Annotated in this window: 21 protein-coding genes; 8 read left to right on the top strand and 13 right to left on the bottom strand. The window is 69.2% G+C overall.

The annotated features are described in order from the left end of the window. Positions 1–92 precede the first annotated feature (92 nt). Positions 93–1034 carry a Dyp-type peroxidase gene (locus LR394_RS25870; RefSeq protein WP_231446770.1) on the top strand — a complete coding sequence of 314 codons (942 nt, stop codon included), beginning with the start codon at positions 93–95 and terminating at the stop codon, positions 1032–1034. Positions 1035–1038: 4 nt separating this feature from the next. On the opposite strand, the gene LR394_RS25865 is transcribed toward LR394_RS25870, so the two are convergent. Then, positions 1039–1860 carry an SDR family NAD(P)-dependent oxidoreductase gene (locus tag LR394_RS25865; RefSeq protein ID WP_231446769.1) on the bottom strand — a complete coding sequence of 274 codons (822 nt, stop codon included), beginning with the start codon at positions 1858–1860 and terminating at the stop codon, positions 1039–1041. Between the two features lie 74 nt (positions 1861–1934). Between LR394_RS25865 and LR394_RS25860 the strand changes: the two genes are divergently transcribed. Beyond that, complete coding sequence (locus tag LR394_RS25860; protein ID WP_231446768.1) at positions 1935–2522, top strand: TetR/AcrR family transcriptional regulator; 588 nt, start codon at positions 1935–1937, stop codon at positions 2520–2522. 7 nt (positions 2523–2529) lie between these two features. Here LR394_RS25860 and mltG read toward each other — a convergent pair whose 3' ends face one another. Both mltG and LR394_RS25850 read right to left on the bottom strand, forming a co-directional pair. Further along, positions 2530–3675 (bottom strand): endolytic transglycosylase MltG, encoded by a 1146-nt coding sequence (gene mltG, locus LR394_RS25855; RefSeq protein ID WP_231446767.1) that lies wholly within the window; start codon positions 3673–3675, stop codon positions 2530–2532. Between the two features lie 466 nt (positions 3676–4141). Continuing rightward, a complete protein-coding gene (locus LR394_RS25850; protein ID WP_231446766.1) occupies positions 4142–4756 on the bottom strand; it encodes a DedA family protein in 615 nt (204 codons plus the stop codon). A 110-nt stretch (positions 4757–4866) separates the two neighbouring features. On the opposite strand from LR394_RS25850, the gene LR394_RS25845 reads away from it, so the two are divergent. Together LR394_RS25845 and LR394_RS25840 are read left to right on the top strand one after the other, a co-directional pair. Beyond that, entirely contained in the window at positions 4867–6240 is a 1374-nt protein-coding gene (locus LR394_RS25845; RefSeq protein ID WP_231446765.1) for a sensor histidine kinase, read from the top strand. Further along, a complete protein-coding gene (locus LR394_RS25840; RefSeq protein WP_231446764.1) occupies positions 6237–6896 on the top strand; it encodes a response regulator transcription factor in 660 nt (219 codons plus the stop codon). The genes LR394_RS25845 and LR394_RS25840 overlap by 4 nt, the downstream gene beginning before the upstream one ends. On the opposite strand, the gene LR394_RS25835 is transcribed toward LR394_RS25840, so the two are convergent. The 3 genes from LR394_RS25835 to LR394_RS25825 all read right to left on the bottom strand — a co-directional run bounded on the left by LR394_RS25835 (position 6875) and on the right by LR394_RS25825 (position 9808). Then, positions 6875–7369, bottom strand: coding sequence for a gluconokinase (locus LR394_RS25835; RefSeq protein ID WP_269329804.1), 495 nt, complete (start codon positions 7367–7369; stop codon positions 6875–6877). The genes LR394_RS25840 and LR394_RS25835 overlap by 22 nt on opposite strands. A 17-nt stretch (positions 7370–7386) precedes the next feature. Further along, positions 7387–8691, bottom strand: a complete 1305-nt coding sequence (locus LR394_RS25830) for a lactate racemase domain-containing protein (RefSeq protein ID WP_231446762.1) — start codon at positions 8689–8691, stop codon at positions 7387–7389. Between the two features lie 64 nt (positions 8692–8755). After that, entirely contained in the window at positions 8756–9808 is a 1053-nt protein-coding gene (locus LR394_RS25825; RefSeq protein ID WP_231446760.1) for a LacI family DNA-binding transcriptional regulator, read from the bottom strand. Between the two features lie 165 nt (positions 9809–9973). Between LR394_RS25825 and larE the strand changes: the two genes are divergently transcribed. Genes larE through larC form a run of 3 tightly spaced genes read left to right on the top strand, consistent with a single transcriptional unit; the run spans position 9974 to position 12685 of the window. Then, positions 9974–10798, top strand: a complete 825-nt coding sequence (gene larE, locus LR394_RS25820) for an ATP-dependent sacrificial sulfur transferase LarE (protein WP_231446758.1) — start codon at positions 9974–9976, stop codon at positions 10796–10798. Continuing rightward, positions 10791–11468 carry a nickel pincer cofactor biosynthesis protein LarB gene (gene larB, locus LR394_RS25815; protein ID WP_231446756.1) on the top strand — a complete coding sequence of 226 codons (678 nt, stop codon included), beginning with the start codon at positions 10791–10793 and terminating at the stop codon, positions 11466–11468. Before larE ends, larB begins: the two co-directional genes overlap by 8 nt. Then, positions 11465–12685, top strand: coding sequence for a nickel pincer cofactor biosynthesis protein LarC (larC, locus tag LR394_RS25810; protein WP_231446754.1), 1221 nt, complete (start codon positions 11465–11467; stop codon positions 12683–12685). Before larB ends, larC begins: the two co-directional genes overlap by 4 nt. A gap of 50 nt (positions 12686–12735) precedes the next feature. On the opposite strand, the gene LR394_RS25805 is transcribed toward larC, so the two are convergent. The 5 genes from LR394_RS25805 to uidA form a co-directional block, all read right to left on the bottom strand. Beyond that, a complete protein-coding gene (locus LR394_RS25805) occupies positions 12736–14865 on the bottom strand; it encodes a beta-glucosidase family protein (RefSeq protein ID WP_231446752.1) in 2130 nt (709 codons plus the stop codon). A 20-nt stretch (positions 14866–14885) separates the two neighbouring features. Next, positions 14886–16175, bottom strand: a complete 1290-nt coding sequence (locus tag LR394_RS25800; RefSeq protein WP_231446751.1) for a mannitol dehydrogenase family protein — start codon at positions 16173–16175, stop codon at positions 14886–14888. After that, entirely contained in the window at positions 16172–17566 is a 1395-nt protein-coding gene (uxaC, locus tag LR394_RS25795) for a glucuronate isomerase (protein WP_231446749.1), read from the bottom strand. The genes LR394_RS25800 and uxaC overlap by 4 nt, the downstream gene beginning before the upstream one ends. 30 nt (positions 17567–17596) lie before the next feature. Beyond that, positions 17597–19009, bottom strand: a complete 1413-nt coding sequence (gene uidB, locus LR394_RS25790; protein WP_231446746.1) for a glucuronide transporter — start codon at positions 19007–19009, stop codon at positions 17597–17599. A 95-nt stretch (positions 19010–19104) separates the two neighbouring features. Then, a complete protein-coding gene (uidA, locus tag LR394_RS25785) occupies positions 19105–20895 on the bottom strand; it encodes a beta-glucuronidase (RefSeq protein ID WP_231446745.1) in 1791 nt (596 codons plus the stop codon). A 392-nt stretch (positions 20896–21287) separates the two neighbouring features. On the opposite strand from uidA, the gene LR394_RS25780 reads away from it, so the two are divergent. Further along, positions 21288–21749, top strand: a complete 462-nt coding sequence (locus LR394_RS25780; protein WP_231447084.1) for an AAA family ATPase — start codon at positions 21288–21290, stop codon at positions 21747–21749. An 89-nt stretch (positions 21750–21838) separates the two neighbouring features. On the opposite strand, the gene LR394_RS25775 is transcribed toward LR394_RS25780, so the two are convergent. Together LR394_RS25775 and LR394_RS25770 are read right to left on the bottom strand one after the other, a co-directional pair. Beyond that, positions 21839–22570, bottom strand: coding sequence for a siderophore-interacting protein (locus LR394_RS25775; RefSeq protein ID WP_231446743.1), 732 nt, complete (start codon positions 22568–22570; stop codon positions 21839–21841). 59 nt (positions 22571–22629) lie between these two features. Next, positions 22630–22810, bottom strand: a 181-nt coding sequence (locus LR394_RS25770; RefSeq protein ID WP_231446741.1) for a hypothetical protein, incomplete at its 5' end; no start/stop codon positions are given.

Raw genomic sequence — 22810 nt, 5'->3', positions numbered from 1 at the left:
GCTGAGGTGTCGGTTCTGTGTGGGGTTCGGGTCGCAGGGCCTTTGGTCCTGAAAAACTCTCAAAGCGGACAATTCGTCCGTACTATCTGCGCATGGATCCGAAGGAGCAACCACAACCCGTTCTCACCCCGCTGACCGAGGCCGCCGTCATCCTGGTCTTGACCCAGGAGGAGGGGACCGAGGACGAGGTGTACGACCTGCTGCCCGATGTGGCGGGGATCAGTCGCTCGGTGGGGTTCCGGGCGCCCGACGATGAGCTGAACTGCATCGTGGGGATCGGGTCCGGGCTGTGGGACCGGCTGTTCGGTGACGGTCCCCGGCCGATCGGCCTGCACCCGTTCATCGAGCTGGAGGGTGCTCGGCACCGGGCGCCGTCCACGCCGGGGGATCTGGTGGTGCACATCCGGGCCCGGCGGATGGACCTGTGCTTCGAGCTGGCCACGCATCTGAAGGCCCGGCTCAAGGGCGCGCGGGTGGTCGACGAGACGCACGGGTTCAAGTACTTCGACATGCGCGACCTGCTCGGCTTCGTGGACGGCACCGAGAACCCGACCGGGCCGGCGGCGGTCAAGGCGGTCACCATCGGCGAGGAGGATCCGCAGTTCGCGGGCGGCAGCTACCTGATCGTGCAGAAGTACCGGCACGACGTGGACGCCTGGAACGCGATCAGCGTGGAGGAGCAGGAACGGGCGGTCGGGCGGACCAAGCTGTCGGACCTGGAACTGGCCGAGGACCTGAAGCCCGCCAACTCGCACGTGGCCCTGACCACGCTGGAGGACGAGTCCGGCGAGCAGTTGCAGATCATGCGTGACAACATGCCTTTCGGCCGGATCGGGGAGGGCGAGTTCGGCACCTACTTCATCGGTTACTCGGCCACCCCCGCGATCACCGAGAAGATGCTGCACAACATGTTCGTCGGTGACCCGGAGGGCAACACCGACCGGCTCCTGGACTTCTCCACCGCGGTCACCGGCAGCCTGTTCTTCGTGCCGACGGCCGACTTCCTGGACAAGCCGCCCAGCCGCGGCGAATGACCACCTAGCTCTGCACTGCTGTGCCGGAGTGGGCGGTGTTGCGGGAACGTGCGGAGACGGATCCGCTCACCAGAACCGTTGCGCGACGGGTGAAGAGCCGGGGCAGGTTGACAGTGAAGGCGTTGCGGCGGCCCGACTGCACACTGGGGCGGTTGCGTTCGAGGGCGCGCATAGCGGTGGCCACCACTTGCTCAGGGGTCTGGTACTGGCCGTTGTAGGCGCCGCCGGCCAGGTCGTCGAAGAACTCGGTGCGGGTCAGGCCGGGGGAGAGGCACAGGACGCGCAGGCCGGTGCCGCGCGACTCGTACCAGAGGGCTTCGGTGAAGTGCAGGACGAACGCCTTGCAGGCGGCGTAGGTCGCCATGTCGGGGGAGGGCGCGTAGGCGGCCATGCTGGCGACATTGACCAGGATGCCGGTTCCAGCCCGGCGTAGTGGCTCGATGAAGGCCCGGGTGAGGTCGACCAGGTTGGCGACGTCCACGTTGATCATGTCGGTCAGCTGGTCGGGGTTCTCGTGGTGGAAGGCGCCGTCGGTGCCGAAGCCGGCGTTGTTGACCAGCCCGGTGGCCTCGATCCCGCGGGTGGACAGTTCGGTGGCGAGCGTTCGGCCGGCCCCGGGCCGGCTGAGGTCGAGAGCGATCGGGGTGGCCTGGATTCCGTGAGCGGACCGCAGTTGCGCGCTGAGTGCATCGAGACGGTCCTGGCGGCGGGCCACGAGGACCAGGTGTGAGCCTCGGCGGGCGAGTTCATGGGCGAAGGCGACACCGATGCCGGAACTGGCTCCGGTGACGACGGTGGTCTGACCGGACAGGGAGAGAGAAGGCATGGCTGCACCATAGGCAAAGGTTTGCACTTGGTGCAATGTTCTGCGCTCGATGTAGAACGGCATAGGATGGTGCTGTGACCGAACCCCCTTCGCTTCGTGAGCGCACACGCCGCGCGGTGCATGCCGAGATCGCCGCTTCGGCGATGCGCCTGTTCCGGGAGAACGGTTTCGAGGCCACAACGGTGGACGAGATCGCCCGGGCGGCGGGAATCTCGCGGCGTTCGTTCTTCCACTACTTCGGGAGCAAGGAAGACCTGGTGATGGGCGACACCGAGGCCTTGGGGCAGTCGGTGCGCGCCGCGCTGGAGGCCCGGCCGCCCGACGAGGGTGCCTGGCCGGCGATCCGGGCGGCGTTCGAGGTGCTGCAGGAAAAGCACGGCAGCGTCGACGACCGGTTCGAGCTGGCCCGGATGTATCACCACGCGCCGTCCCTGCGGGCCCGCCACCTGGAGAAGCACCTGCGCTGGCAGGAACTGCTGGCCCCGGACATCCAGCGCCGGCTGGGCCTGCCGGGGTCCGAGGCGGTCGACCCGCGGGCCCGGGCCTTCGTCGCGGCCGCCCTGGCCTGCCTCGACGCTGCGGTGGACGCCTGGTTCGAGTCCGGTGGAGAAGCCGATCCGGGACAGCTTTTCGACGAAGCGGTGGCTGCTCTGCGGGCCTAGCGTCCGGCTAGTTGCCGGGGTTTCTCTCCCGCCAGGCATGCCATTCTTCGGAGTAGATCTCGTGCTGCTCCAGCGTTTCGGAGAACTTGGTCTCGCCGGTGTCCGGGTCGGTGGTGACGAAGTAGAGCCACTCACCCGGGGTGGGTTCGAGGGCAGCCTCGAGCGAGGCCTGGCCGGGGTTGTTGATCGGCCCCTGGGGCAACCCTGTGTACCGGTAGGTGTTGTACCGGCTCGTGCTGGCCCGGTCGGTGTCGGAGGTGCTCAGCGTGGTCCCCCCGGTGGCGTAGCTGACCGTGGAGTCCATCTGCAGCTTCATGTCGATCTCCAGACGGTTGTCGATCACCCGGGAGACCATGCCCATGTACTCCTGGTTGCCGGCCTCGGCCTCGATGACGCTGGCCTTGATCACCGTCGCCCGCACCTTGCCGGCCGGGATACCGAGCTCCTGGTAGGCGTCCTTGCCCCGCTCGACCATCCGGCTCAGCGCCTCGGTGGCGCTCACGTCCGGGCCGAACTCGTAGGTGGCGGGGAAGAGAAAGCCTTCCAGCTTGCCCCTGGCCGCCTTGGGCAGGCCGATCTCGCCGGACTCGGACGCCTTGACCAGGTCCTTGCGCTTGAGATCGAGCTGCTCGGCGATCGCGGTGAGGGCCTTGTCGGTGCGGGTGCCCTCGGGGATGGTCACGATCCGGGTGATCCGATTGTCCGGCTCGGCCAGGACATCCAGCGCGCCGACCGCGGACATCTCCTTCTTCAGCTCGTACGTTCCGGGCTGGATGCGGTTGCCCCGGGCCGTGTCGGCGTTGAGCGCATCGACGAAGGCGGCCGGCGTCTTGGTGACCCCGGCGTCGGCCAGGGCCCGGGCGATCACCCGGCCGGAAGCGCCCTCGGGAACCACCACTTCGACGGATCCGCTGCCTGGCCCGGCATAGTCCTTGGGTGCGGTCAGCCCTTCGATGACCGGCGCCACGGCCAGGTAGGCGCCGTACGTGCCACCCGCGGTGACCAGGAGGGAGATCACCACCACCACGGTCGTGCGACGGCTGCGGCGTTTGCGCCGGTTCTGCCTCTGCCGGTCCTGGCGGCGGCGCCTGGGCTGCTGCTGCCCGAAGTCATCCCCGGGAAACGCGCCGGGCCACGACCCTGTATCGCTCACGTCGCAGCTCTGCTCACGTTGGTGCCCTCCATGGCGCCGATCCGGGCCCTCCGGAACCGCGTGCATCGCGATCCGCGCGGGCTCGTGGCCTTCCCTGGCCGCTTGCCCTACCGCCGTCACTGCCGCCCGATCGAGAAGCTGACAGCACCAGGTCCCGACCAGCCGATGAAGTGTCTGCCGGACGAACGGGACACGGATCGTTCGTGCGTCCGCCGTACCGAGGCACCGGACGAACAGCAGGCACAGCCTACGCACAGGCCGAGGGGTGAATGACCGCATCGCCCGGAAGGAGAATGTGACGATCTCGTCAGGGCCGACCGGTCACAAAACGGAAGACGCCTGTCGTCGCCGGCCGCACGCTGGGGCGTCCCGGCGATCTTCGGCAGCCGGTGATGAGGTGGTTACTGCGTCGGACCCGGATCTGATCGCCGCCGCGCAGGAAGAAACTGCGGGTCTGAAGGCCGCTTCAGGACGGGGTCGTTCGACGGCGCCAGAGCAGCGCCCCGGCCGCGATGGCCACGAGCCCGAGCCCCAGCACTGAACCGGTCCGCCCGAACAGCGATTCGAGGTGCGTGAGCGAGGTACCGGCCAGAGCCCCGGCGAGCGTGTACACGCCGGACCACAGCGTTGCCCCGGCCAATGAGGCCACGAGAAAACGGGAGTAGCCGACCCCGGAAACACCGGCCAGCGCGGGCGTCAGAGTGCGCACGACCGGCACGAGCCGGGTCAGGAAGACCGCCCAGGCACCCCAGCGGTTGAGGGCCGCGCCCGCGCGATCGAACTGCTCGGCGCCGATCCGGGCGACCAGCCGGGTCTGCCGCAGCCGCTCGCCGTAGTGCCGCCCGAGCAGATAGCCGATGTGGTCACCGGCCGAGCTGCCCAGCGCCACCACGATGAACAGCAGGATCAGGAAGGGGCTGTCGGCCAGGACCGCGCCGAGCAGCAGCACCATCGTCTCGCCCGGCACGAACATGCCGATGCCCAGACCGGATTCGGCGATCGCGAAGGCACCGGCGGCGGCCACGGCGACTGGGGCCGGCACGGCGGAGAGCGCGAGCACGATGTCTGTCAACGAGGTCATGCCGAGCGACGGTAGAAAGCCATCGGGCCGCCGGGCAGTTGGCCAACGTGCACAGCCGAACTCACTTTGGTGAATGCCGCTCAGGCATCGCGGTCCGTAGGCTCGCTCGCATGCTTCTGCTGATTCTCTGCGTCGTCGCGGCAGCGCTCGGTGGGCTGGCCACGGCTCTACGACCGAACTGGCCGGTGCTGGGCCTGGCCCTGCTCGCTGTTCCGGTCGGTGCGGTCGCCGAGGGAGTCTCGTCCGGGCGCCTCGAGCGGGCAGTGGTCGGCCTGGTGGCTGGGACAGCGGTGGCGGCCTGCGCCTGCCTGGGCGCTCTGACGGTACGGGCGGTCCGGGCCCGGCGGGCCTACGTGGAACGCGGCTGGGCGTTTGCCCGGGCCGAGGCACGTGAGCGGGATGTCCGGGTGCGGGAGGCAGTTCTGCGGGAACGGCAACGGATGGCGGGCGAGGTGCATGACGGTCTGGGCCACCGTCTGACGCTGCTGGCGGTGCAGGCCGGCCGGCTGTCGCTGGACGATTCTCTGCCCGAGCCCGTCCGCCGGGAGCTCAGCGGCATCCGGGAAGGCGCCGCGAACGCTTCACTCGAGCTGGGACAGACTGTGCAACTCCTGGATCGTGGCGTCGGTCTTCCTGACCGCGATGCTGCCGGGACCGGCCGACCGCCGACTGTGCCGACTGCTCCGGTTCGCCCGTCGATCGCCGCTGTTGCCGACGAGGCCCGTGAGTCGGGCACGGACGTCCAAACGTTGTTCGAAACCGGGGTGGAACAGCGGCTGGGCGACTTCACCCACGCCGCAGTGATCCGCACGATGCAGGAAGGACTGGTCAACGCGGCTAAGCACGCGCCCGGCGCCACCGTGCACCTGAGCCTGGCCGAGGGGCCTGACCACAACACCGTCACGCTGGAACTCGTCAACCCGGTGCTGTCCTCCGCACCGCCAGAACCGTTGCCCGGAACGGGATACGGGCTGCGCGCGCTGGAGCACCGGGCTCAGATTCTCGGTGGTTCCCTGACCCCGACGGGTACGGGCGAGGAGTTCCGCCTGGTCCTCGCTCTGCCGGTCGACGCAGTCCCGGGGAACGAGCCGAAGACCGGTAACCAGGAGGCTGCGGTGATCCGGCAGCACCAGGCCAGCCGCCAGACCCGGTCATCGGCGGTGACCCTGCTGTACACCGTTCCGGCCGTGCTGGCTGCGGTGGCGGCGATCGTCGGGGGTGGCTACTTCATCTACGCCACCTCGGCCTCGGTGCTGCCGCCGCAGATGTTCGCGAAGGTCGAGGTCGGAGCTTCCCAGCCGGAAACGGCCGAACTGCTGCCGGCCCTAGACATGCTTGAGGCTCCCCGATCCGAGCAGGACGCCGCAGACGGCGAGTGCCACTACTACGAGTCGTCGCGTAGCTTCTTCGAACGTGACGACGTGTACCGCATCTGCTTCGACCAAGGCGTGGTCAGCGCCGTGAGCACGATTGCGGCGCCATGACCGGCGGGCCGATCCGGGTGCTGCTGGCCGACGACGACCAGCTGGTCCGGGCCGGTATCGCCGGCATCCTCGAGACCGCCGACGACATCGAGGTGGTGGCCCAGGCCGACGACGGCGGTGCAGCCGTCGAGCTCGCCCGCCGGATCCGGCTCGACGTGGTCCTGCTCGACATCCGGATGCCCAGGGTGGACGGACTGCGGGCCCTGGAACGGATCCAGAAGGAACGACCGGACCTGCCGGCCGCGATGCTGACCACCTTCTCCGACGAGCACCTGATCGAGGCGGCCGTCGCCCTGGGCTGCCTCGGTTTCGTGCTCAAGTCCGACGACCCGAAGAACCTGATCTCGGCGGTCCGGGCCCTGGCCGCCGGCGGTGCCGCCTTCTCCCCGGCGGTCGGTCGCTGGCTGGTTCGGCCGCAGGCCCGGGCCGCCTACCGGCGCTCCGCTCAGGCCCGTGAAGCAGTCGCGGCGCTGAGCCCGCGCCAGCGTGATCTGCTGGCCCAGCTGAGCACCGGCCGCTCGAACGCCCAGATCGCGCAGGCGCTCAGCCTCACGCCCGGCACCGTCAAGCAGTACCTCAGCACGCTGTTCGACGTCCTCGGGATCGACAACCGGGTCCAGGCCGCCCTGATCGCCTACGAGGCCGGGAACGACTGAATGCCCAAACCCAGCTGCTGGATGCTTACGTCGGCGATGTGAGCAGGTTCGGCATTGATCCGGACCACGATGCCGTCCTCGTCCGCCTGCAGCGGTTCGAGGGTGCTCAGCTGCGACTCCAGCAGCGACAGGGGCATGAAGTGCCCGGTGCGGCTGGCCAGCCGCAGCGCGAGTTGCTCGGTGTCGCCGTGCAGATGCACGAACCGGACCCGAACACCGGCCTGACGTAGCAGGTCTCGGTAGCTGCGTTTGAGGGCGGAGCAGGTGAGAACGCAGTCGCCGTCCTGGGCGTCGATCCAGGCGCGGACCTCGGTGAGCCAGGGGCGGCGGTCGTCGTCGGTGAGCGGGATGCCGTTGCTCATCTTGGCCACGTTGGCGGCGGGGTGCAGGTCGTCGGCCTCGCCCAGGGGCCAGCCGAGGCGGCCGGCGATGAGGGCGGCGACGGTGCTCTTGCCGCAGCCGGAGACCCCCATGACCACGATGGCCTGGTTCACTTCTCGGTCTCCAGGCGGTAGAGGACCTCACCGGCGTGTGGTTCGAACAGGGTGTCCGGGTCGTTGCGGTAGGTGTCGAGGTCGACGGTGGACGGGTCGAGGTAGTTCAGGTTCACGGCCCGCACCACGGCCTCGGGGATGCCGGTGGCCAGGGTGACCGTGACCCGGTTGACCTCGCCGTTCTCCGGGTCCCAGGTGCCCTGCCCGCGCAGGTGGGTGGAGTGGGCCAGGTCGCCCCAGGGGTGGTCGGCGAACTGTTCCCACTGCCGGGTGAAGTAGTCGCGGTTGTGGTAACCGATCTCGGTGATCTGGGGGTGCATGACCGAGACCTCGGTGATGTGCGGTGCATAGAGAATGACCTCGCCGCCGTCGGCGACCACGGGTTCGAGCTTGTAGAAGCCCTTGGCCGCGGTCCACAGGTCCTCGTACTTGGCCGGGATGACCGACAAGACCCGGCGAACCGGCTTGTGGACGTAGGTGACGTGCGTTCGGGCGGAGACGTCGGCACAGGCGGCCCAGGCGTCCTCGGGTGTGCCGAGCGCGGCGGCGTGCAGAACATCGGAGCCGGAGGCGACCACCACGCACAGGGCCAGGCGCCGGGCCGGGATCATCGAGGAGGCTTCGTTGATCAGGGCCCGCACCGGGGTCACGCCCCGGCTGCCGATCATCGCGGCACTGGTGATCAGCGCCCCGAGCCAGTGCGACACGTCAATCACCTCCTGCCCGGAGACCCCGGGGAAGAAGTACTTGTTCCCGCCGGAGAAGCCGACCACCTCGTGCGGGAAGACCGGCCCCACGACCAGGGCGATGTCGGCCTCGGCGACCAGCCGGTTGATCCGCACGTCGACGTCGGGGCCGTTGAGGCGTCCGTCGGTCAGCTCGCTCAGCCGCTGGGCCGGGATCGTGCCCAGCGAGACGAACGTCTCGGGCTTCTCGAACTCGTGATTGACCACGTTCCAGCCGGGATAGACCGTTTCCTGCTCACCGGGCGGGTATCCGAGGTGGCGGGCCAGTTGGTCCTCACTCATCGCCTGATGGGTGCCCAGCGCGATCACCACGTCCACGGCGCGGGCCCGTCCGGCCAGCGCCCGGTGCACGGCCCGCAGCAGCATCGGCAGCGGACAGGTGCGGGTGGCGTCCGGGATGACCAGACACACCCGCTGATCGTCGAGGTCGAGCGCGCTCAGGGACTGGGTGACGAAGGCGCTGACCTGCTGCGGGTCCAGATGCTCACCGGGAGCTCCTAGTACGGCCGCACGCTGCGGGTCTCCTGGGTCGGTACCGAAGCTGGACGCTGACATGCCGCCGACTCTTGCGCGCAGCCGAGGACGATGGCAAGACCAGCAGGCAAGAAGCGGCAACAAGTCACAAGCGGCGGGAACGGGCTCGGGAGGGGCGCGGCCCGGTCGAGCCGCGGACCACCAGCCAGGCCGGCAGCAGCACCGGCTCGCCGCTCTGACCGTCCCGGGCGGTGCCCGGGGTGATCTCACGGGCTGCCCGGGTGGCCAGCCGGCCGACCGCCTTGGCCCCGATGTCCTTGAGCGGAGCCGCGATCGTGGTAAGAGCCGGGCGGACCAGCTCGGCGTCGACGATGTTGTCGAACCCGATCACGCTGACATCGTCGGGCACCCGGTATCCGGAGGCCGTCACCGCCTTGGTGAACCCGATCGCCATCAGGTCGTTGAACGCGATCACCGCTCCGGCCGGGCGCCGGGCCCATTCCTGGGCGGCCGCAGCACCCCCGCGCAGAGTAGGAAGGTTCGGCCCGATCCGGCTGATCCGCAGCTCCAGCTCGATCCCGGCCTCCTGCAGACCCCGCCAGCGCGTCCCGTCCGCGTACGAGGCCTCCGGCCCGGCCAGGTAGGCGATCGAGGTGTGCCCCAGCTCGACCAGGTGCTCGGCGGCCTTCTTGATCGCCCGGACGTTGTCGCTGACCACCGACGTCACCGAGCCGACCGAACGGTTCAGGACGACCACCGGCTTGCGCTTGGCCACCGCCCGGATGGCCTGGTCGCTGAGCCGGGAGGAGGCCAGCAGGAACCCGTCCACGGTCGCTTCCAGCCGGTTCAGGGCCAGCGCCTCGACCGGCTCGGACTCCTGGGTCTCGATCACCGCCAGGGTCAGGTTGTGCTGCTGGGCGGCGCTCTCGGCCCCGCGGATCATCCCGACGAAGACCGGGTTGGCGATGTCCGCGACGATCATCGCCAGCACCCCGGTACCCCGCTCGGACAGCGGCACCTGCATCTGGGCCGAGCGGTAGCCCAGCTCGGTGGCCACCCGGCGGACGTGCTCGGCGGTCCGGAAACTCACCCGTCCGGGCTTGGCCAGCGCCCGGGACACCGTGGAGGGCGCTACCCCGGCGGCGGCCGCAACGTCATAGATCGTGACGCCCGCGTCGCCGGCCCCCTCCTGGTCCATGCCTCACCCTCCCGAGCAGCACAGGAACCCGGATCTGGTTCCCGTGCCGGAAACCTAGCAACAACTCCTGGCAACCCCGAGTCCGAGTGCCCAGCCCAGTGGCTTGATGGACTCGACCGAGCTCCCGTTTAACCTACGTGAGCAGCCGCCGCCCAGGAGGAAACCGTGCCCGACCCCGACGTCCCCGTCGCGCTCGCCGACACCTACCAAGGAATCGGACGTCTCGGCGTCGCCTTCTCCGGTGGCGTCGACTCGTCCGTGGTGCTCGCCGCCGCCCAGCGCACCCTCGGCCCGGACCGGGTAATCGCCATCCTCGGTGTCTCGCCGAGCCTGCCCGCCGCCGAGCGCACCGGAGCCCATACGGTCGCCGGTCACATCGGGGTGCCGGTGGTGGAGGTCCAGACCTACGAGGGGGAGCAGGCCGCCTACCAGGCCAACGGCCCGGACCGGTGCTTCCACTGCAAGGACGAGTTGTTCACCCGGATCGACGACGAGATCGTCCAGGCTCACCGCCTGGACGCGGTCGCCTACGGAGAGAACGCGGACGACGCCCGCCGTCCGGATCGTCCCGGTTCGCGGGCGGCGGCGGAGCATCGGGTGCTGCGCCCACTGGCGGAGGCCGGGCTGGGCAAGAAGGCGGTACGCGAACTGGCCCGGGCCTGGCGGCTGCCTAGTGCGGACAAGCCCGCCGCCCCTTGCCTGGCCTCCCGCATTCCGCACTTCCAGGAGGTCACGCCGCAGAAGCTGGCCCAGGTGGAGCAGGCCGAGGCAGCGCTGAGGGCGCTCGGCCTGGAGGATCTGCGGGTGCGTCACCACGGCGAGATCGCCCGCCTGGAGCTGACCCCAGCCGACCTGCTCCGGTCCGCCACCTCACCGCTGCGCGAACAGGTCCGGGACGCAGTGCGGCAGGCCGGTTTCCGCTGGGTCACGCTCGATCTGGGCGGCCTGCAGTCGGGCGAGTTCACCCTGCGGGTGCTCAACCGTGACTGACGACCTGTACGGCATCGCCGACCTGGACCTGGAACGCACCGCCCGTCGCGGCTACCCCGAGGCGATCTACTGCGCCGGTAAGACCCCCGAACAAGTACGCCGCATCGCTGCTGCGGTGGCCGAGCGCCCCGACGTGCGCACCCTGTTCACCCGGGCCACCGCCGAGCACGCCGCCGCAGTGCTGGAGTCTCTGCCGGACGCGCACCACGACCCGGACGCCGGGCTGCTGGCCTGGCCGCCCGAACCCCCACCGCCCACCGGCGGCCTCGTGCTGGTCCTTACGGCGGGCACCTCCGACCTCCCGGTTGCCCGCGAAGCCCTCCTGACCGCCCGCTACCTGGGCCGCCAGAGCGAGCTGATCACCGACGTCGGCGTGGCCGGCCTGCACCGCGTCCTGGCCAAGGTCGAGCGGATGCGTCAGGCCCGGGCCATCGTGGTCGCTGCCGGCATGGACGGCGCCCTGCCCAGCGTGGTCGCCGGGCTGGTCTCGGCCCCGGTGATCGGCTTGCCCACGTCGGTGGGCTACGGCGCCGCGTTCGGCGGAATCGCACCTCTGCTGACCATGCTCAACGCCTGCGCGCCCGGGGTCAGCGTGGTCAACATCGACAACGGTTACGGCGCCGGGCATCTGGCCGCCCAGATCGCCGCACCGGTGCCGGAACAACCATGACCCACGCCTGGATCGACGCCTCCGCCGGGGTCGCCGGAGACATGCTGCTGGGGGCCCTGATCGACGCCGGAGCCTCGCTGGACGCCGTCCGTCAAGCCGTCGCCGCCGTGATCGGCGACGCGGTGACGATCGAGGCGAGCACGGTCACCCGAGCCGGTCTGCGCGCCACGTACGCCCAGGTCGCCCTCCAGCAGGACGACCCGCCGCACCGCACCTGGACCACCATCCAGCAGATGCTCACCGCCGCACCCCTGCCCGCGCCGGTGCGCGACAACGCCCTGAAAGTCTTCGCCGCCCTCGCCGAGGCCGAAGGACGAGTGCACGGAGTTCCCGCCTCGGACATCCACTTTCACGAAGTTGGCGCCCTGGACTCGATCGCCGACGTGGTCGGGGTCTGCGCTGCTCTGAACGATCTCGGCGTCGGCTCGCTCAGTGCCGGTCCGGTAGCGGTCGGCTCAGGACGAGTGCGAGCAGCCCACGGTTCCATCCCGGTGCCCGTCCCCGCCGTGGTGGAGCTGGCTCAGGGCCGCCGGATTCAGGCCGGGGGAGACGGCGAACTCACCACCCCCACCGGAATGGCCTTGATCGCCGCGCTCGCCCCCACCGACGAAGACCTGCCCGGGATCGCCATCCAGAAATCAGGTACTGGCGCCGGCACCAAGGACTTCGCCGACCGCCCCAACGTCACCCGCGTCCTCCTCGGCAAAAGCCCCAGCCACAGCAGGTCTCAGGCCGTCCAGTTGGAGGCCAACATCGACGACCTCGACCCCAGGCTGTGGCCCGGAGTCCTGCGCCACCTGATGCAGACCGGCGCCGACGACGCCTGGCTGGTCCCGATCCTGATGAAGAAAGGACGCCCCGCCCACCAGCTCACCGTGCTGGCCCACCCCACCAGAGCAGACCAGCTGGAAAAGCAAATACTTCAGCACACCAGCACCCTCGGAGTCCGGCGAACTACCTACACCAAACGGGCGCTCGCCCGGGGCTGGATCGACGTACCGGTCGATGGTAGCCCTCTGGCCGTGAAGATCGGCCACGATCAGGGCCTCGTGCTCCAGGTGATGCCCGAGTTCGACGCCGTGGCCGCCCTTGCCGAAGAACTCGGCTGGTCCGAACGACGCGTGCTCGCCGCGGCCTTCGCGGCGGCTGAGACCTTCGGCTGGAGCATCGGGTCGCCGCCCCCAGAAGACTTTTCCGCTCTTCGTAACCACCAATGAACAGTGGACGTCGGTGGCCACCCAAGCCACCGACGTCCACCATTGGTCCCTTACCCGGCTACGGCGATCCGGCTCTCCAGCGGTGTGCTCGCACTGGAAGTGCCGACGTGGATGCCGTATTCACCCGGCCGGATCACGAAGTCGCGGGCCCGGTCGTCCCACACCGACAGCGGGTGGTTCGTCGCGTCCGGGTCAATGATGATCGAGACGGTCTGCGTGGTACCGGGTTCCACAGTGACCTTCTGGAAGCCGACCAGGCGCCGGGGCGGCTGCTGGGCCTCTTCCGGGAAGCTCAGGTACACCTGTACAACCTCGGCCCCGGCCCGCTCGCCCGTGTTCGTAACCGTTGCCGAGACCTCGACCGGAGCTCCGGCCGGCGCGGACACCTGAAGGCCGGAGAGCTCGAACGTGGTGTAGGACAGGCCGAACCCGAACGGGAACAGCGGTTCGATGTTCTGGGACTGGTACCACCGGTAGCCCATCTGCAGGCCCTCGGTGTACCGCATGGTCGGGTAGCCCTCGCCCTCGTCGACACCCGGGTAACGCTCCTCGTGCCCGGCGAACGGGGTGTCCTCGAACGAGCGCGGATACGTCGTCGGGACCTTGCCGGAGGGGTTGACCACGCCGAACAGCAGGTCGGCCACCACGTGCCCGTCCTCGGCGCCCTGGTTCCAGACCTCCAGCACGGCAGGGGCCTGCTCGATCCACGGCATCAGCACCGGGTTGCCGTCCTTCAGCACCACCACGGTGTTCGGGTTGGCGGCCAGCAGCCGGGCGATCATCTCGTCCTGCTGGTTGAGCAGGTTCGCGTGCGGCTGGTCCAGGCCCTCGGTGGCGACCAGACCGGCCATCACCACCACGACATCGGCCCCACCCGCAGCTTCAACGGCAGAGTCGAGGTCGGACAGGTCGTCGGCCACCGTGACCGAGCTGAGCGTGCTGCCGGAACCCAGCGACTTGAGCACGTCCTGCAGCCCGTCGAGCGGGCGCACCGTGTACAGCGGGTCCACCTTGGAGCTGCCGCCGCCACCCAGGCAGGCCTCGTCGACGAACTTGGCCTGACCGACCACCAGGATCCGCCCGGCGTCCGCCGCCAGTGGCAGCAGGCCGGCGTCGTTCTTCAGCAGCACCGCGATCTGCGAGCCGATCCGGCGCGAGGTGGCGCCGTTGCGGGCGGCGTCGATCTCCCGCGGTGCGTAGGGCTTCTCGAAGTGGCCGAAGCGGAACATCTGGGTGAAGCGGCGCACCAGGGCCCGGTCGACGGTCTGGATCTCCAGGCTGGTGTCGTGCAGCGCGGCCTTGACGTTCTCCTCGTTCAGCCACTTCGCGTCCGGCATCTCGTGGTCCAGGCCGGCCGACAGCGAGGCGGCGGCCGAGCGGCACGACCAGAAGTCCGACTGCACGTAGCCGGTGAAACCCCACTGCTCGCGCAGGATCGTGTGCAGCAGGTAGCGGTTCTCGGTGGCGTAGGTGCCGCGCACCCGGTTGTAGGCGCTCATCACCGCGGCGATGTCCGCGTCCTTGACCAGCATCTCGAACGGCAGCAGGTACAGCTCACGCAGCACGTTCTCGTCGATCTCGACGTTGGCCCGGAACCGCTCGTGCTCCTGGTCGTTCACCGCGTAGTGCTTGGCCATCGCGACCACGTCGTGCGCCTGGATCGCCTTGGCCACCTCGACGCCCATCACGCCGCTGAGGTACGGGTCCTCGGAGTAGTACTCGAAGTTGCGGCCCCCGGTGGGCAGCCGGTGCAGGCACACCCCCGGGCCTTCCAGCACGTGCTGGCCCAGGGCAGCCGCCTCGTCCCCGATCACGTCGCCGTACTGGCGGGCCAGTTCCGGGTCGAACCCTGCCGCCAGGCCGATGCTCATCGGCAGCGCGGTGGCCGGCGGGCTGGGCGTGCCGTCGCCCATGCCGACCCCGACCGGGCCGTTGGTGATCCGGTAGCGCGGGATGTCCAGCTCGTCCAGACCGGCCACGTGCCGCTCGATCTGGATCTGGGCCACCAGCTGGTCCATCTCCTCGGCGGTGGTCGCGTTGTTCGACATCGCGTAGATGTCCACCGTCTTCATCGCCCCGTGCAGCTGGGCGATCTTCTGCTCCAGGCTCATCGCGGCGACCAGCCGCCGGGCCCGCTCGGCGGGTTCCAGCGTGGTGTCGAGCCAAGGCCGTTCGGTCATGATGGTGGTGCCTCCAGATTTCAAAGGTTCTTGATCAGCGTAGTCAGGTCGTTCTCGTCGGCCAGGCGCTCGTCGATCAGGCCCAGCAGCACCGGCAGTTCGGCGTTCGTGAGGTCGGCCAGGCCGGTCTGCAGCGCGTCCGGCGGGAGCGTCCCGGCGCGGGCCGCGGCAACCCAGGCCGCCACCACAGCAGCGGCGGCGTGCCCGTCCCGGCCGGCGGCCCGTTCGGCCAGCAGCACCGGAACCGTGCGCAGGCGCAGCTTTTGCGTGCCGTCGCGGCCGATCTGGTTGAGCTGGTGCTGGATCCGGGCGTTACGGAATCGCCCGAGCAGCGCCTGCCGGTAGGCCGTCAGGTCCAGCCCGTCCGGCAGATGCCGGGCAGCCTCGTCCCACAGCGCTTCCACCCCGGCCAGCAGCACCGGATCAGCGATCGCCTCGGCCACCGTGCGGTGCCCCCGGGCCGGCCCGGCATAGGCCAGGTAGCTGTGCGATCCGTTCAGCAGCCACAGTTTGCGCCGCTCGAACGGTTCGACATCGCCCACCACCCGGGCGCCTGCCTTCTCCCAGGCGGGGCGACCACCGGGAAATTCGCCCTGCAGTACCCAGTCGAAGAACGGCTCGGTGACCACCGTGGCCGGATCCTTGATCCCGCTCAGCGCGAGCGTGCGGGCCACGTCCTCGGGGGTGGTGGCCGGGGTGATCCGGTCGACCGTGGTGGAGACGAACGAGACCTGCTCCAGCAGGCCAGGGGCGTGCTCACCGGCCAACTCGGTCAGGATGCGCCGGAGCAGATCGCCGTTGCCGGGCAGGTTGTCGCACGGCACCAGAGCCAAGGGCCCGGCTCCAGCCCGACGACGGGCCTCCAGAGCCAGAACCAGACGCCCGAGCGCGGTCACCGGTGCTTCCCCGCCGGCCGCATTCGTCTGACCGAGAAGAGCTTTCAAACGGAGGACGTCGGTGGCATCGCTTTGGTAGCCGGCCTCGGTGATGGTCAGGGTGACCACCCCGACCTCGGATCGGCTCAGCGTGGCCAGCAGATCGGCGACGTCCGAGCCGTCCACTGCCCGGCTGACACTGGTGACCGTACTGGTGACATCGCCGTCGGGCTGCCGCTCCAGCAGAGTGAACAGGCCGTCCTGAGCCGACAGCAGTTGGGCGGCGTCGGGGCGGCGCCAGGTGTAGGCGGCGATGCCCCAGCCGTCGCCTGCCTGCATGGTGGCCCAGGCCTGGTGCGCGCGGTGGAACGCGCCCAGGCCCAGGTGCACGATGCGGACCGGATCGGCGGGTGCGCTGCGGGTCAGACGGCTCACAGCTTGAACACCTTGCGCGGCTGGGCGTCGATCAGGTCGACCACCAGACGGCGGGCGGTGCTGATCGAGGTGCGGCCCTCGCGGACCAGGCGGGCCAGGTACGACGCCTCCAGCCGGCGGGCCATGTCGTGCCGGGCCGGGATGGACAGGAAGGCCCGGGTGTCGTCGATGAAGCCTGAGCCCCGGGTGAGCCCGGCCGACTCGGTGGTGGCCGCCCGGGCCCGCAGGATCGAGTCCGGAGCATCGAGGAACCACCACGGCGCCCCGACGAACAGGCTCGGGTAGAAACCGGCCAGCGGAGCGATCTCCCGGCCGTACGTGGTCTCGTCCAGGGTGAACAGCACCAGATGAAAATCGGGCGCGGTGCCGAACCGCTGCAGCAGCGGCCGCAGGTTCTGGGTGAACTCGCTGGCCAGCGGGATGTCGTGACCGGTGTCCGGGCCGAACCGGTCCCAGGTCGGGCCGTGGTGATCCCGGAACACACCCGGATGCAGCGTCATCACCAGACCGTCGGCCACACTCATCCGGGCGCTCTCGAGAAGCATGTGCCCCCGGAACACCTCGGCCTCGGCGAACGACAGCTCACCCCGCACCGCCCGCTTGTACAGCGCCGCAGCCTCCGCCCCCGGAAGGTCGACGGTCAGTGGCGTGCGCACCCCGAAGTCCGCCGAGACCGCGCCGTGCCGGACGAAGTGCTCTCGCCGCGCGGCCAGGCCGTCCAGATAGCCCTCGTAGTTGTCGACCGACGTCCCGCTCGCCTCGGCCAGCCGTTCGGCCGCCGACCGGAAGCCCCGATGCGCCGGGTCGATGTAGGCGTCGGGCCGGAAGGTCGGCAGCACCCGGCCGGCGAAGCCCGGATCGGCGGCCAGCGCCGCGTGGGCGGACAGGTCGTCGAGCGGATCGTCGGTCGTGGCCAGCACCTCGATCCCGAAACGCTGGAACAGCGCCCGGGGACGGAAGTCGTCCCGGGCCAGCGCTGCCGAGATCAGATCGAAGGTGGAATCCGCGTTCTCGGCGCTCAGCTCGTCGAAAATGCCGAACAGCTCACCGAGCTCGTGCTGCAGCCAGTACCCCGAGGCGGTGCCCACGAAAGCGGTCTGGTGGGAGCAGAACGCCCGCCAGATCTCTCGGGGGTCGGCGCCCTCGGTGGCCACCCCCAACTGCTCCAACGGAACTCCGGACGCGTGCAGCAGTCGGGTGACGTAGTGATCGGGGGTGACCAGCAGCGCGGCCGGGTCGCCGAACGGCTGGTCCAGCCGGATCAGGTCGGGGTCGACGTGACCGTGCGGCGAGAGGATCGGCAGGCCCGAGACCAGTGCGTACAGTTCTCGGGCCAGCTCCCGGGTGCCCGGGTCCGCGGGAAAGAGCCGGTCAGGGTCCAGTTCTGACATCAGGTGGGATTCCTTCGTGAGGCTCGTACTTCAGGAGTTCTGCTCGGTGGCTCTGCGGGCTTCGCGGCGTTCGGCGACCTCCTGCACCATCTTCCGGAACACGTCGTCGGTGAGCGGGTAGCGGATCATGATCAGCACGCCGATCCCGACGAAGAGCGCCGGGCCCAGACCGGTGATCCAGCGGATCCCGTCGATCGTGCCGGCCGACTGCGCCCCGGCCCCGGCCACGTATCCAGCGATGCCGATGCCGTAGGCCGCCGCCGAGCCACCCAGAGCCTGGCCCAGCTTGCGGGTGAACGAGAACACCGCGTACGTGGTGCCTTCGGTGCGCACCCCGTTGGCCCACTCGCCGTACTCCACGGTGTCGGCCTCCAGCGCCCACATCAGGGTGTTCGCGGTGGCGGTGCCCAGACCGAGCACCCCGAAGGCGACGAAGCACATCCAGGGCTGCGACGGCGGGGCCAGCACGATCCCGATCCCGCCGACCACAGCCACCAGCCCGGCCGTGATGTAGAGCCGCTTCTTGCCGAAGCGCCTGGTCAGACCGGGCAGCAGCGGGCCCATCAGGAAGGTCGCGCCCACACTGAGCAGGGTCAGCACGATGTAGTAGTTGGCGTTACCGAGCACGTCCCGGGCGTAGTACGCCTGCACCGTGCTCAGCATGAACAGGCCCATCAGGAACGACAGCGCACTGCCACAGAGCATCACCAGCGCCCGGTTGTGCCGCAGCGTGCCCAGGCTCTGCTTCAGGCTCACCCGGTCGACGTCGCGCTGCACCACTTCCCGGGTGCTCTTGACCGTGAACAGGTACAGCGCCATGCCCAGCACCACGAACGCACTGGTGGTGATCAGCAGCGAGCGCCCGAGGTTCTCGGCGTCCTGCAGTTGCGGCGAGACCACGAAGGCCAGCAGCACGATCGTGACGGCCGATCCCATCGCCCGGAACGCCCCGAGTTTTGCGCGTTCCTCGGTGACCTGGGTCATCGCCGAGGCCAGCGAGCCGTAGGGAATGTTGACCAGGCTGTACGCCACACCCAGCGCCGCGTAGCTCACGTAGGCGTAGATCAGCTTGCCGTCCTGGCTCAGCCCTTCCGGCACCGCGAAGACCGCGACTCCCAGCAACAGCAGCGGCAGCGAGCCGAAAAGAATGAAGGGACGGAATTTTCCCCAGCGGGTGCTGGTGATGTCGACCAGGCGGCCGGCGGCCAGGTCGGCGAAAGCATCCCAGATCCGCACCACCAGGAACATGGTGCCGACCGCGGCGGCGGACAGGCCGACCACGTCGGTGTAGTACAGCAGCAGGAACATGGTGCCCATGGAGAACGCCAGGTTGTTGGCGGCGTCTCCGGCGCCGTATCCGAAGAACCGCCAGAGCTTCAGGGGAGCGGGTCTGGCGGCGGAACCGGCAGCGGCGACCGCCGGCGTTGCTTCGAGTTTGGACATGGGAACTCCTCGTAGGTAGGCGCGGCAGTGGGCCGCCTCGAGAAAGCAAGGGGTGGGCGAACGCCCGCCTTCAGCGCGGGCGTTCGCGGGGGTTATCAGGAGTTCTTGGTACTCCAGCGCTTGCGCAGCAGGTGCGCGGCGGCCTTGGGCCGGCGGTCGCGGGTGAACACGCCCTTCTTGTTGCCGTCCACCCGGATGATCGAGCGGGTGTTGGTGGCGAAGTCGGCGAAGTTCCAGACGTGTTCGCCGATCACGGCGGGCACGGAGTCGAACACCCGGTGGTTCATCTCCAGGTAGGCGGCCTGGTACTCCTCCGAGTACGGCACCGGGACGGTGGTGTGCAGTCCGGTGACGGTGTCGGCGCCGTATTCGGTGATGATGATCGGCTTGTTCTCGCCCGCCCAGGCGGCGAGTTCCTCACCCCAGGCCTCTTCGGCCGACTCCAGGTCGTCGGTGTGCACGTACCAGCCGTAGTAGCGGTTCAGCATCAGCACGTCGGCCAGCTCCGAGACCTGGCACTTGCCGTGCGGGGCCAGCATCACGTTCACGAAACCGACCGGGCGGCTGGGGTCCAGCTCGCGGGTCAGCTCGAACAGCGGCTCGAAGTAGCGCCGGCTGGCGTCGGTGTCGGACTCCGGCTCGTTGGCGATCGACCAGAGCACCACGCTCGGGTGGTTCTTGTCCCGGGCCACCAGTTCCCGGATCGCCTGCTTGTGCACCTCCTGGGTGACGTCGTTGATCGTCTGGGGGGAGAAGGTCGGGTGCTTGGGGCCCATCCCGAACATGCCGCCGTCGATACCGGTGTTCAGCCCGACCGCGGCCACCTCGTCGATCACCACAATGCCCTGCCGGTCGGCGAAGTCGTAGACCTCGTCGGCGTAGGGGTAGTGCGAGGTCCGGAACGAGTTCGCGCCGATCCAGTCCAGCAGGGCGAACTCGTGCACCATCAGCGCGTCGTCGCGGCCCTTGCCGCGTACCGCCTGGTCCTCGTGCATGCCGAAACCCTTGAAGTAGAAGGGCTCGCCGTTGATCAGGAACTCCTGGCCGCGTACCTCGACCGTGCGCACGCCGAACGGCTGGCGGTACACGTCGATCACGCTGCCCTCGCCGTCCAGCACCTCGACCCGGGCCTGGTACAGGTAACCCTGCCCGGGCTGCCACAGGTGCACGTTCTCGATCTCCACGGTGCCTGAAGCACCGGTGACCGACGCGACCTCGGTGCCCACCTCGTCCTCAATCACCACCCGGACGGATCCGGCCGCCGAACCCTCGACGAGGACCGCGTAACCGACCAGTCCGGTGGTGCCACGCCGGTCCGTGGTGATCGTGACGTCCTCGATCCGGGTCTGCGGGGTGCTGCGCAGCCAGACCGAGCGGTGCAGGCCGGCGTAGTTGAAGAAGTCGTGGAAGTACCGCTGCGAGCGGCCCCGGGCGGTGTCGGTGACGATGCCCGGCGGGATGGTCTGCCAGTTCAGTTCGTTGTTGACCACCACGGTCAGGCGATGCTCGCTGCCCGGAACGACCAGATCCGTCACATCTGTCTCGAACGGCGTGTACCCGCCGGCGTGCTCGGCCACCTGATGTCCGTCGACCCAGGCCACCGCCGCATGAGTGGCGGAGTCGAAACGCAGGACGATGCGTTCCCCGGTCCATCCTCTCGGTACCCGGATGGTGGTCTGGTACCAGACGTCTCCGACGTGATCCTTGAGTCCGGTATCCACCAGAATGTCGTTGTAGCTGGCGGGTACCGGCATCTGTACCGGCGCCTCCAGCGCCGCCTGCCACCACTGCTCGCGCCGCCCCCGGCCCTCCGGGTCGAGCACGAAGTCCCAGATCCCGTCGAGGCGCTTGCTCTCCCGGGTCGCTGTTTCCGTCGGCCTCAGCATCTTTGCTCCAAACCATCCGCTGCTTCTCCCAAGAACCTTGGAGACCGGGACATCGTGCATCAAGCGGTTGCCAGGAGTTGCCGCTGGTGGGGCGGTGAAGGGGGATCCAGGTAGCAAATGCGACCGAAGAGCGTGGTTGGCTGGTCCGGCCGCGGGCCCAGGCCGCCTACCGGCGCTCCGCCCAGGCCCGTGAAGCAGGCGCGACGCGGGGCGAGGGTGGTTCACATGGATGAGGGCTTCGTCGGTGTCACTGATGCCGTACTGTCTGTGCGCCCTGCCGGAGTCACCGCGGCGACGGCTTGCGGGATGTTGCGGTCTGTACCCGCGAAAAGAAAAGGTTGGTGGGCATCCGGAAATGGGACACGCTCAGTTAGGGTTCCTGGGTGGCGACGATGGTGCTGACGTGCGGGCTGGCCGGTTCCGGGAAGTCGACGTACGCGCGGTCGCTCGAAGCCCAGGGCTGGCTGCGGCTTTCCATCGACCAGCAGGCGTGGGACCAGGGGTTCACCACGCATCCGCTGCCCCCGGAGATCCGTCTCGAGATCATCGCCGACCAGCGCCGGCAATTGGCCGAAGCTCTGGATGATGGCCACGACGTGGTAGTGGACTACGCCTTTTTCAGCCGGGCCATGCGGGACGAGTACCGGGCCATCGCGCAGCAGCACGGGGCCGAGGTGGAGGTCGCGCTTTTCGATGTGCCCCGGGAAGAGTTGCTGCGGCGGCTTGCGGGGCGGGGTTCGGCGGGACCGGATGACATTGCCGTCCCAGCCGAACTCCTGGACCGGTTCATTGCCGGGTTCGAGTGGCCCACAGCAGATGAGACCGACGTTCACCCGAGGAACGTGCACGGATGAAGGTGCGAACGAAGAGCAACGGCGACGGTGGCAAGGGCATCCTCGTGGGCGGTCCCGGCCGCAACCACCTGTCCAGCGCGGTTGAGATTTCAGTCGCTGCCGGCGCCGAAACCCGCACGCCCGAGCGACCATTGCGGCTGTATGCGGACGGCGCGCCGGGAGAGACCGCGCTGCTCGATGAGATGGCGCTGGATCAGTCGGCAGGTATCGCTCTCACCGGCTACGTAGGCGGCGGCGCCGGCCGGGCTGGGTAGCGCCAGTTCCTGTACAGCACGCAGCAAGACCCTTGAGCCAACCGCCTTAGCGTTTCCGCGGTGCACCCAGGGCAGTCCAGGCACGCCGTCCGCACCCGGTACCTCGTGGCCGGGTCCGGCAGCCTCGAACACCCCGTGAACGGAAACACGAGGGTGCAACGCGGCCCGCATCGCCAGGAGCGGAACGGCCCCGGTCTCCTCGCCGATGAACAGATGAGACGTGGCGGTCTCGTCGAGCGTGATCTTGCTGCGCGGCGGTTCGACGGTGATCCGATCGCCAGGCACGACACTGCGGGCCCAGACGCAGCCCGGACCATCCGCGTCGTGGATCGCGACGCGGATGGTCAGGGCGGCCTCACGGGGACGAAAAGTCCAGATCGAGTACACGCGCCGGGCCTCGCCCTGGCCGGTCGGCACCCGGACGACCAGATGAGCGCCCGGGCGGACCCGAAGGGACCGCAGGCCCGGGCCGACCAGTTCGATCTGACGCATGTGGTCGGTCACCGCGGTGACCGCACGGACCTTGGCCGGCAGATGCGGTCGGGGCATCCGTCGCGGATAGGTCACGCAGGAAGGCTACCGGGGCTATCGGATCAGCCTCGCCGGCTCGAGAGCCAAGCGCGGACTTACCGGTTCCGGGCAGTGTCGACCGGAACCGGATCCTTGCCTGCCCGGCTGCGGCTGCGCACGGTCCGGACCACCCAGGCCACGGCCACGACCACAGCGGCCACGGCTGCGTTCACCTCGGCAACCATGGCGCCGAGGATCTCCAGCCCACCGTCCTGCTTGGAGATCCATACCTGGCAC

The organism is Kineosporia babensis, assembly GCF_021129305.1.
Taxonomy (GTDB): Bacteria; Actinomycetota; Actinomycetes; order Actinomycetales; family Kineosporiaceae; genus Kineosporia; species Kineosporia babensis.
The sequence above is the reverse complement of the archived record's forward strand: the minus strand, read 5'-3'. Positions and strand labels throughout refer to the sequence as shown.

What these genes read in the sequence shown, in the direction of transcription:
- uidB (WP_231446746.1), bottom strand. Translation starts at nt 19,009, where the DNA reads ATGTCCAAACTCGAAGCAACGCCGGCGGTCGCCGCTGCCGGTTCCGCC.
- LR394_RS25780 (WP_231447084.1), top strand. Translation starts at nt 21,288, where the DNA reads ATGGTGCTGACGTGCGGGCTGGCCGGTTCCGGGAAGTCGACGTACGCG.
- uxaC (WP_231446749.1), bottom strand. Translation starts at nt 17,566, where the DNA reads ATGTCAGAACTGGACCCTGACCGGCTCTTTCCCGCGGACCCGGGCACC.
- LR394_RS25865 (WP_231446769.1), bottom strand. Translation starts at nt 1,860, where the DNA reads ATGCCTTCTCTCTCCCTGTCCGGTCAGACCACCGTCGTCACCGGAGCC.
- LR394_RS25845 (WP_231446765.1), top strand. Translation starts at nt 4,867, where the DNA reads ATGCTTCTGCTGATTCTCTGCGTCGTCGCGGCAGCGCTCGGTGGGCTG.
- larC (WP_231446754.1), top strand. Translation starts at nt 11,465, where the DNA reads ATGACCCACGCCTGGATCGACGCCTCCGCCGGGGTCGCCGGAGACATG.
- LR394_RS25805 (WP_231446752.1), bottom strand. Translation starts at nt 14,865, where the DNA reads ATGACCGAACGGCCTTGGCTCGACACCACGCTGGAACCCGCCGAGCGG.
- LR394_RS25830 (WP_231446762.1), bottom strand. Translation starts at nt 8,691, where the DNA reads ATGTCAGCGTCCAGCTTCGGTACCGACCCAGGAGACCCGCAGCGTGCG.
- uidA (WP_231446745.1), bottom strand. Translation starts at nt 20,895, where the DNA reads ATGCTGAGGCCGACGGAAACAGCGACCCGGGAGAGCAAGCGCCTCGAC.
- LR394_RS25825 (WP_231446760.1), bottom strand. Translation starts at nt 9,808, where the DNA reads ATGGACCAGGAGGGGGCCGGCGACGCGGGCGTCACGATCTATGACGTT.
- LR394_RS25835 (WP_269329804.1), bottom strand. Translation starts at nt 7,369, where the DNA reads ATGGGGGTCTCCGGCTGCGGCAAGAGCACCGTCGCCGCCCTCATCGCC.
- LR394_RS25870 (WP_231446770.1), top strand. Translation starts at nt 93, where the DNA reads ATGGATCCGAAGGAGCAACCACAACCCGTTCTCACCCCGCTGACCGAG.
- LR394_RS25840 (WP_231446764.1), top strand. Translation starts at nt 6,237, where the DNA reads ATGACCGGCGGGCCGATCCGGGTGCTGCTGGCCGACGACGACCAGCTG.
- LR394_RS25850 (WP_231446766.1), bottom strand. Translation starts at nt 4,756, where the DNA reads ATGACCTCGTTGACAGACATCGTGCTCGCGCTCTCCGCCGTGCCGGCC.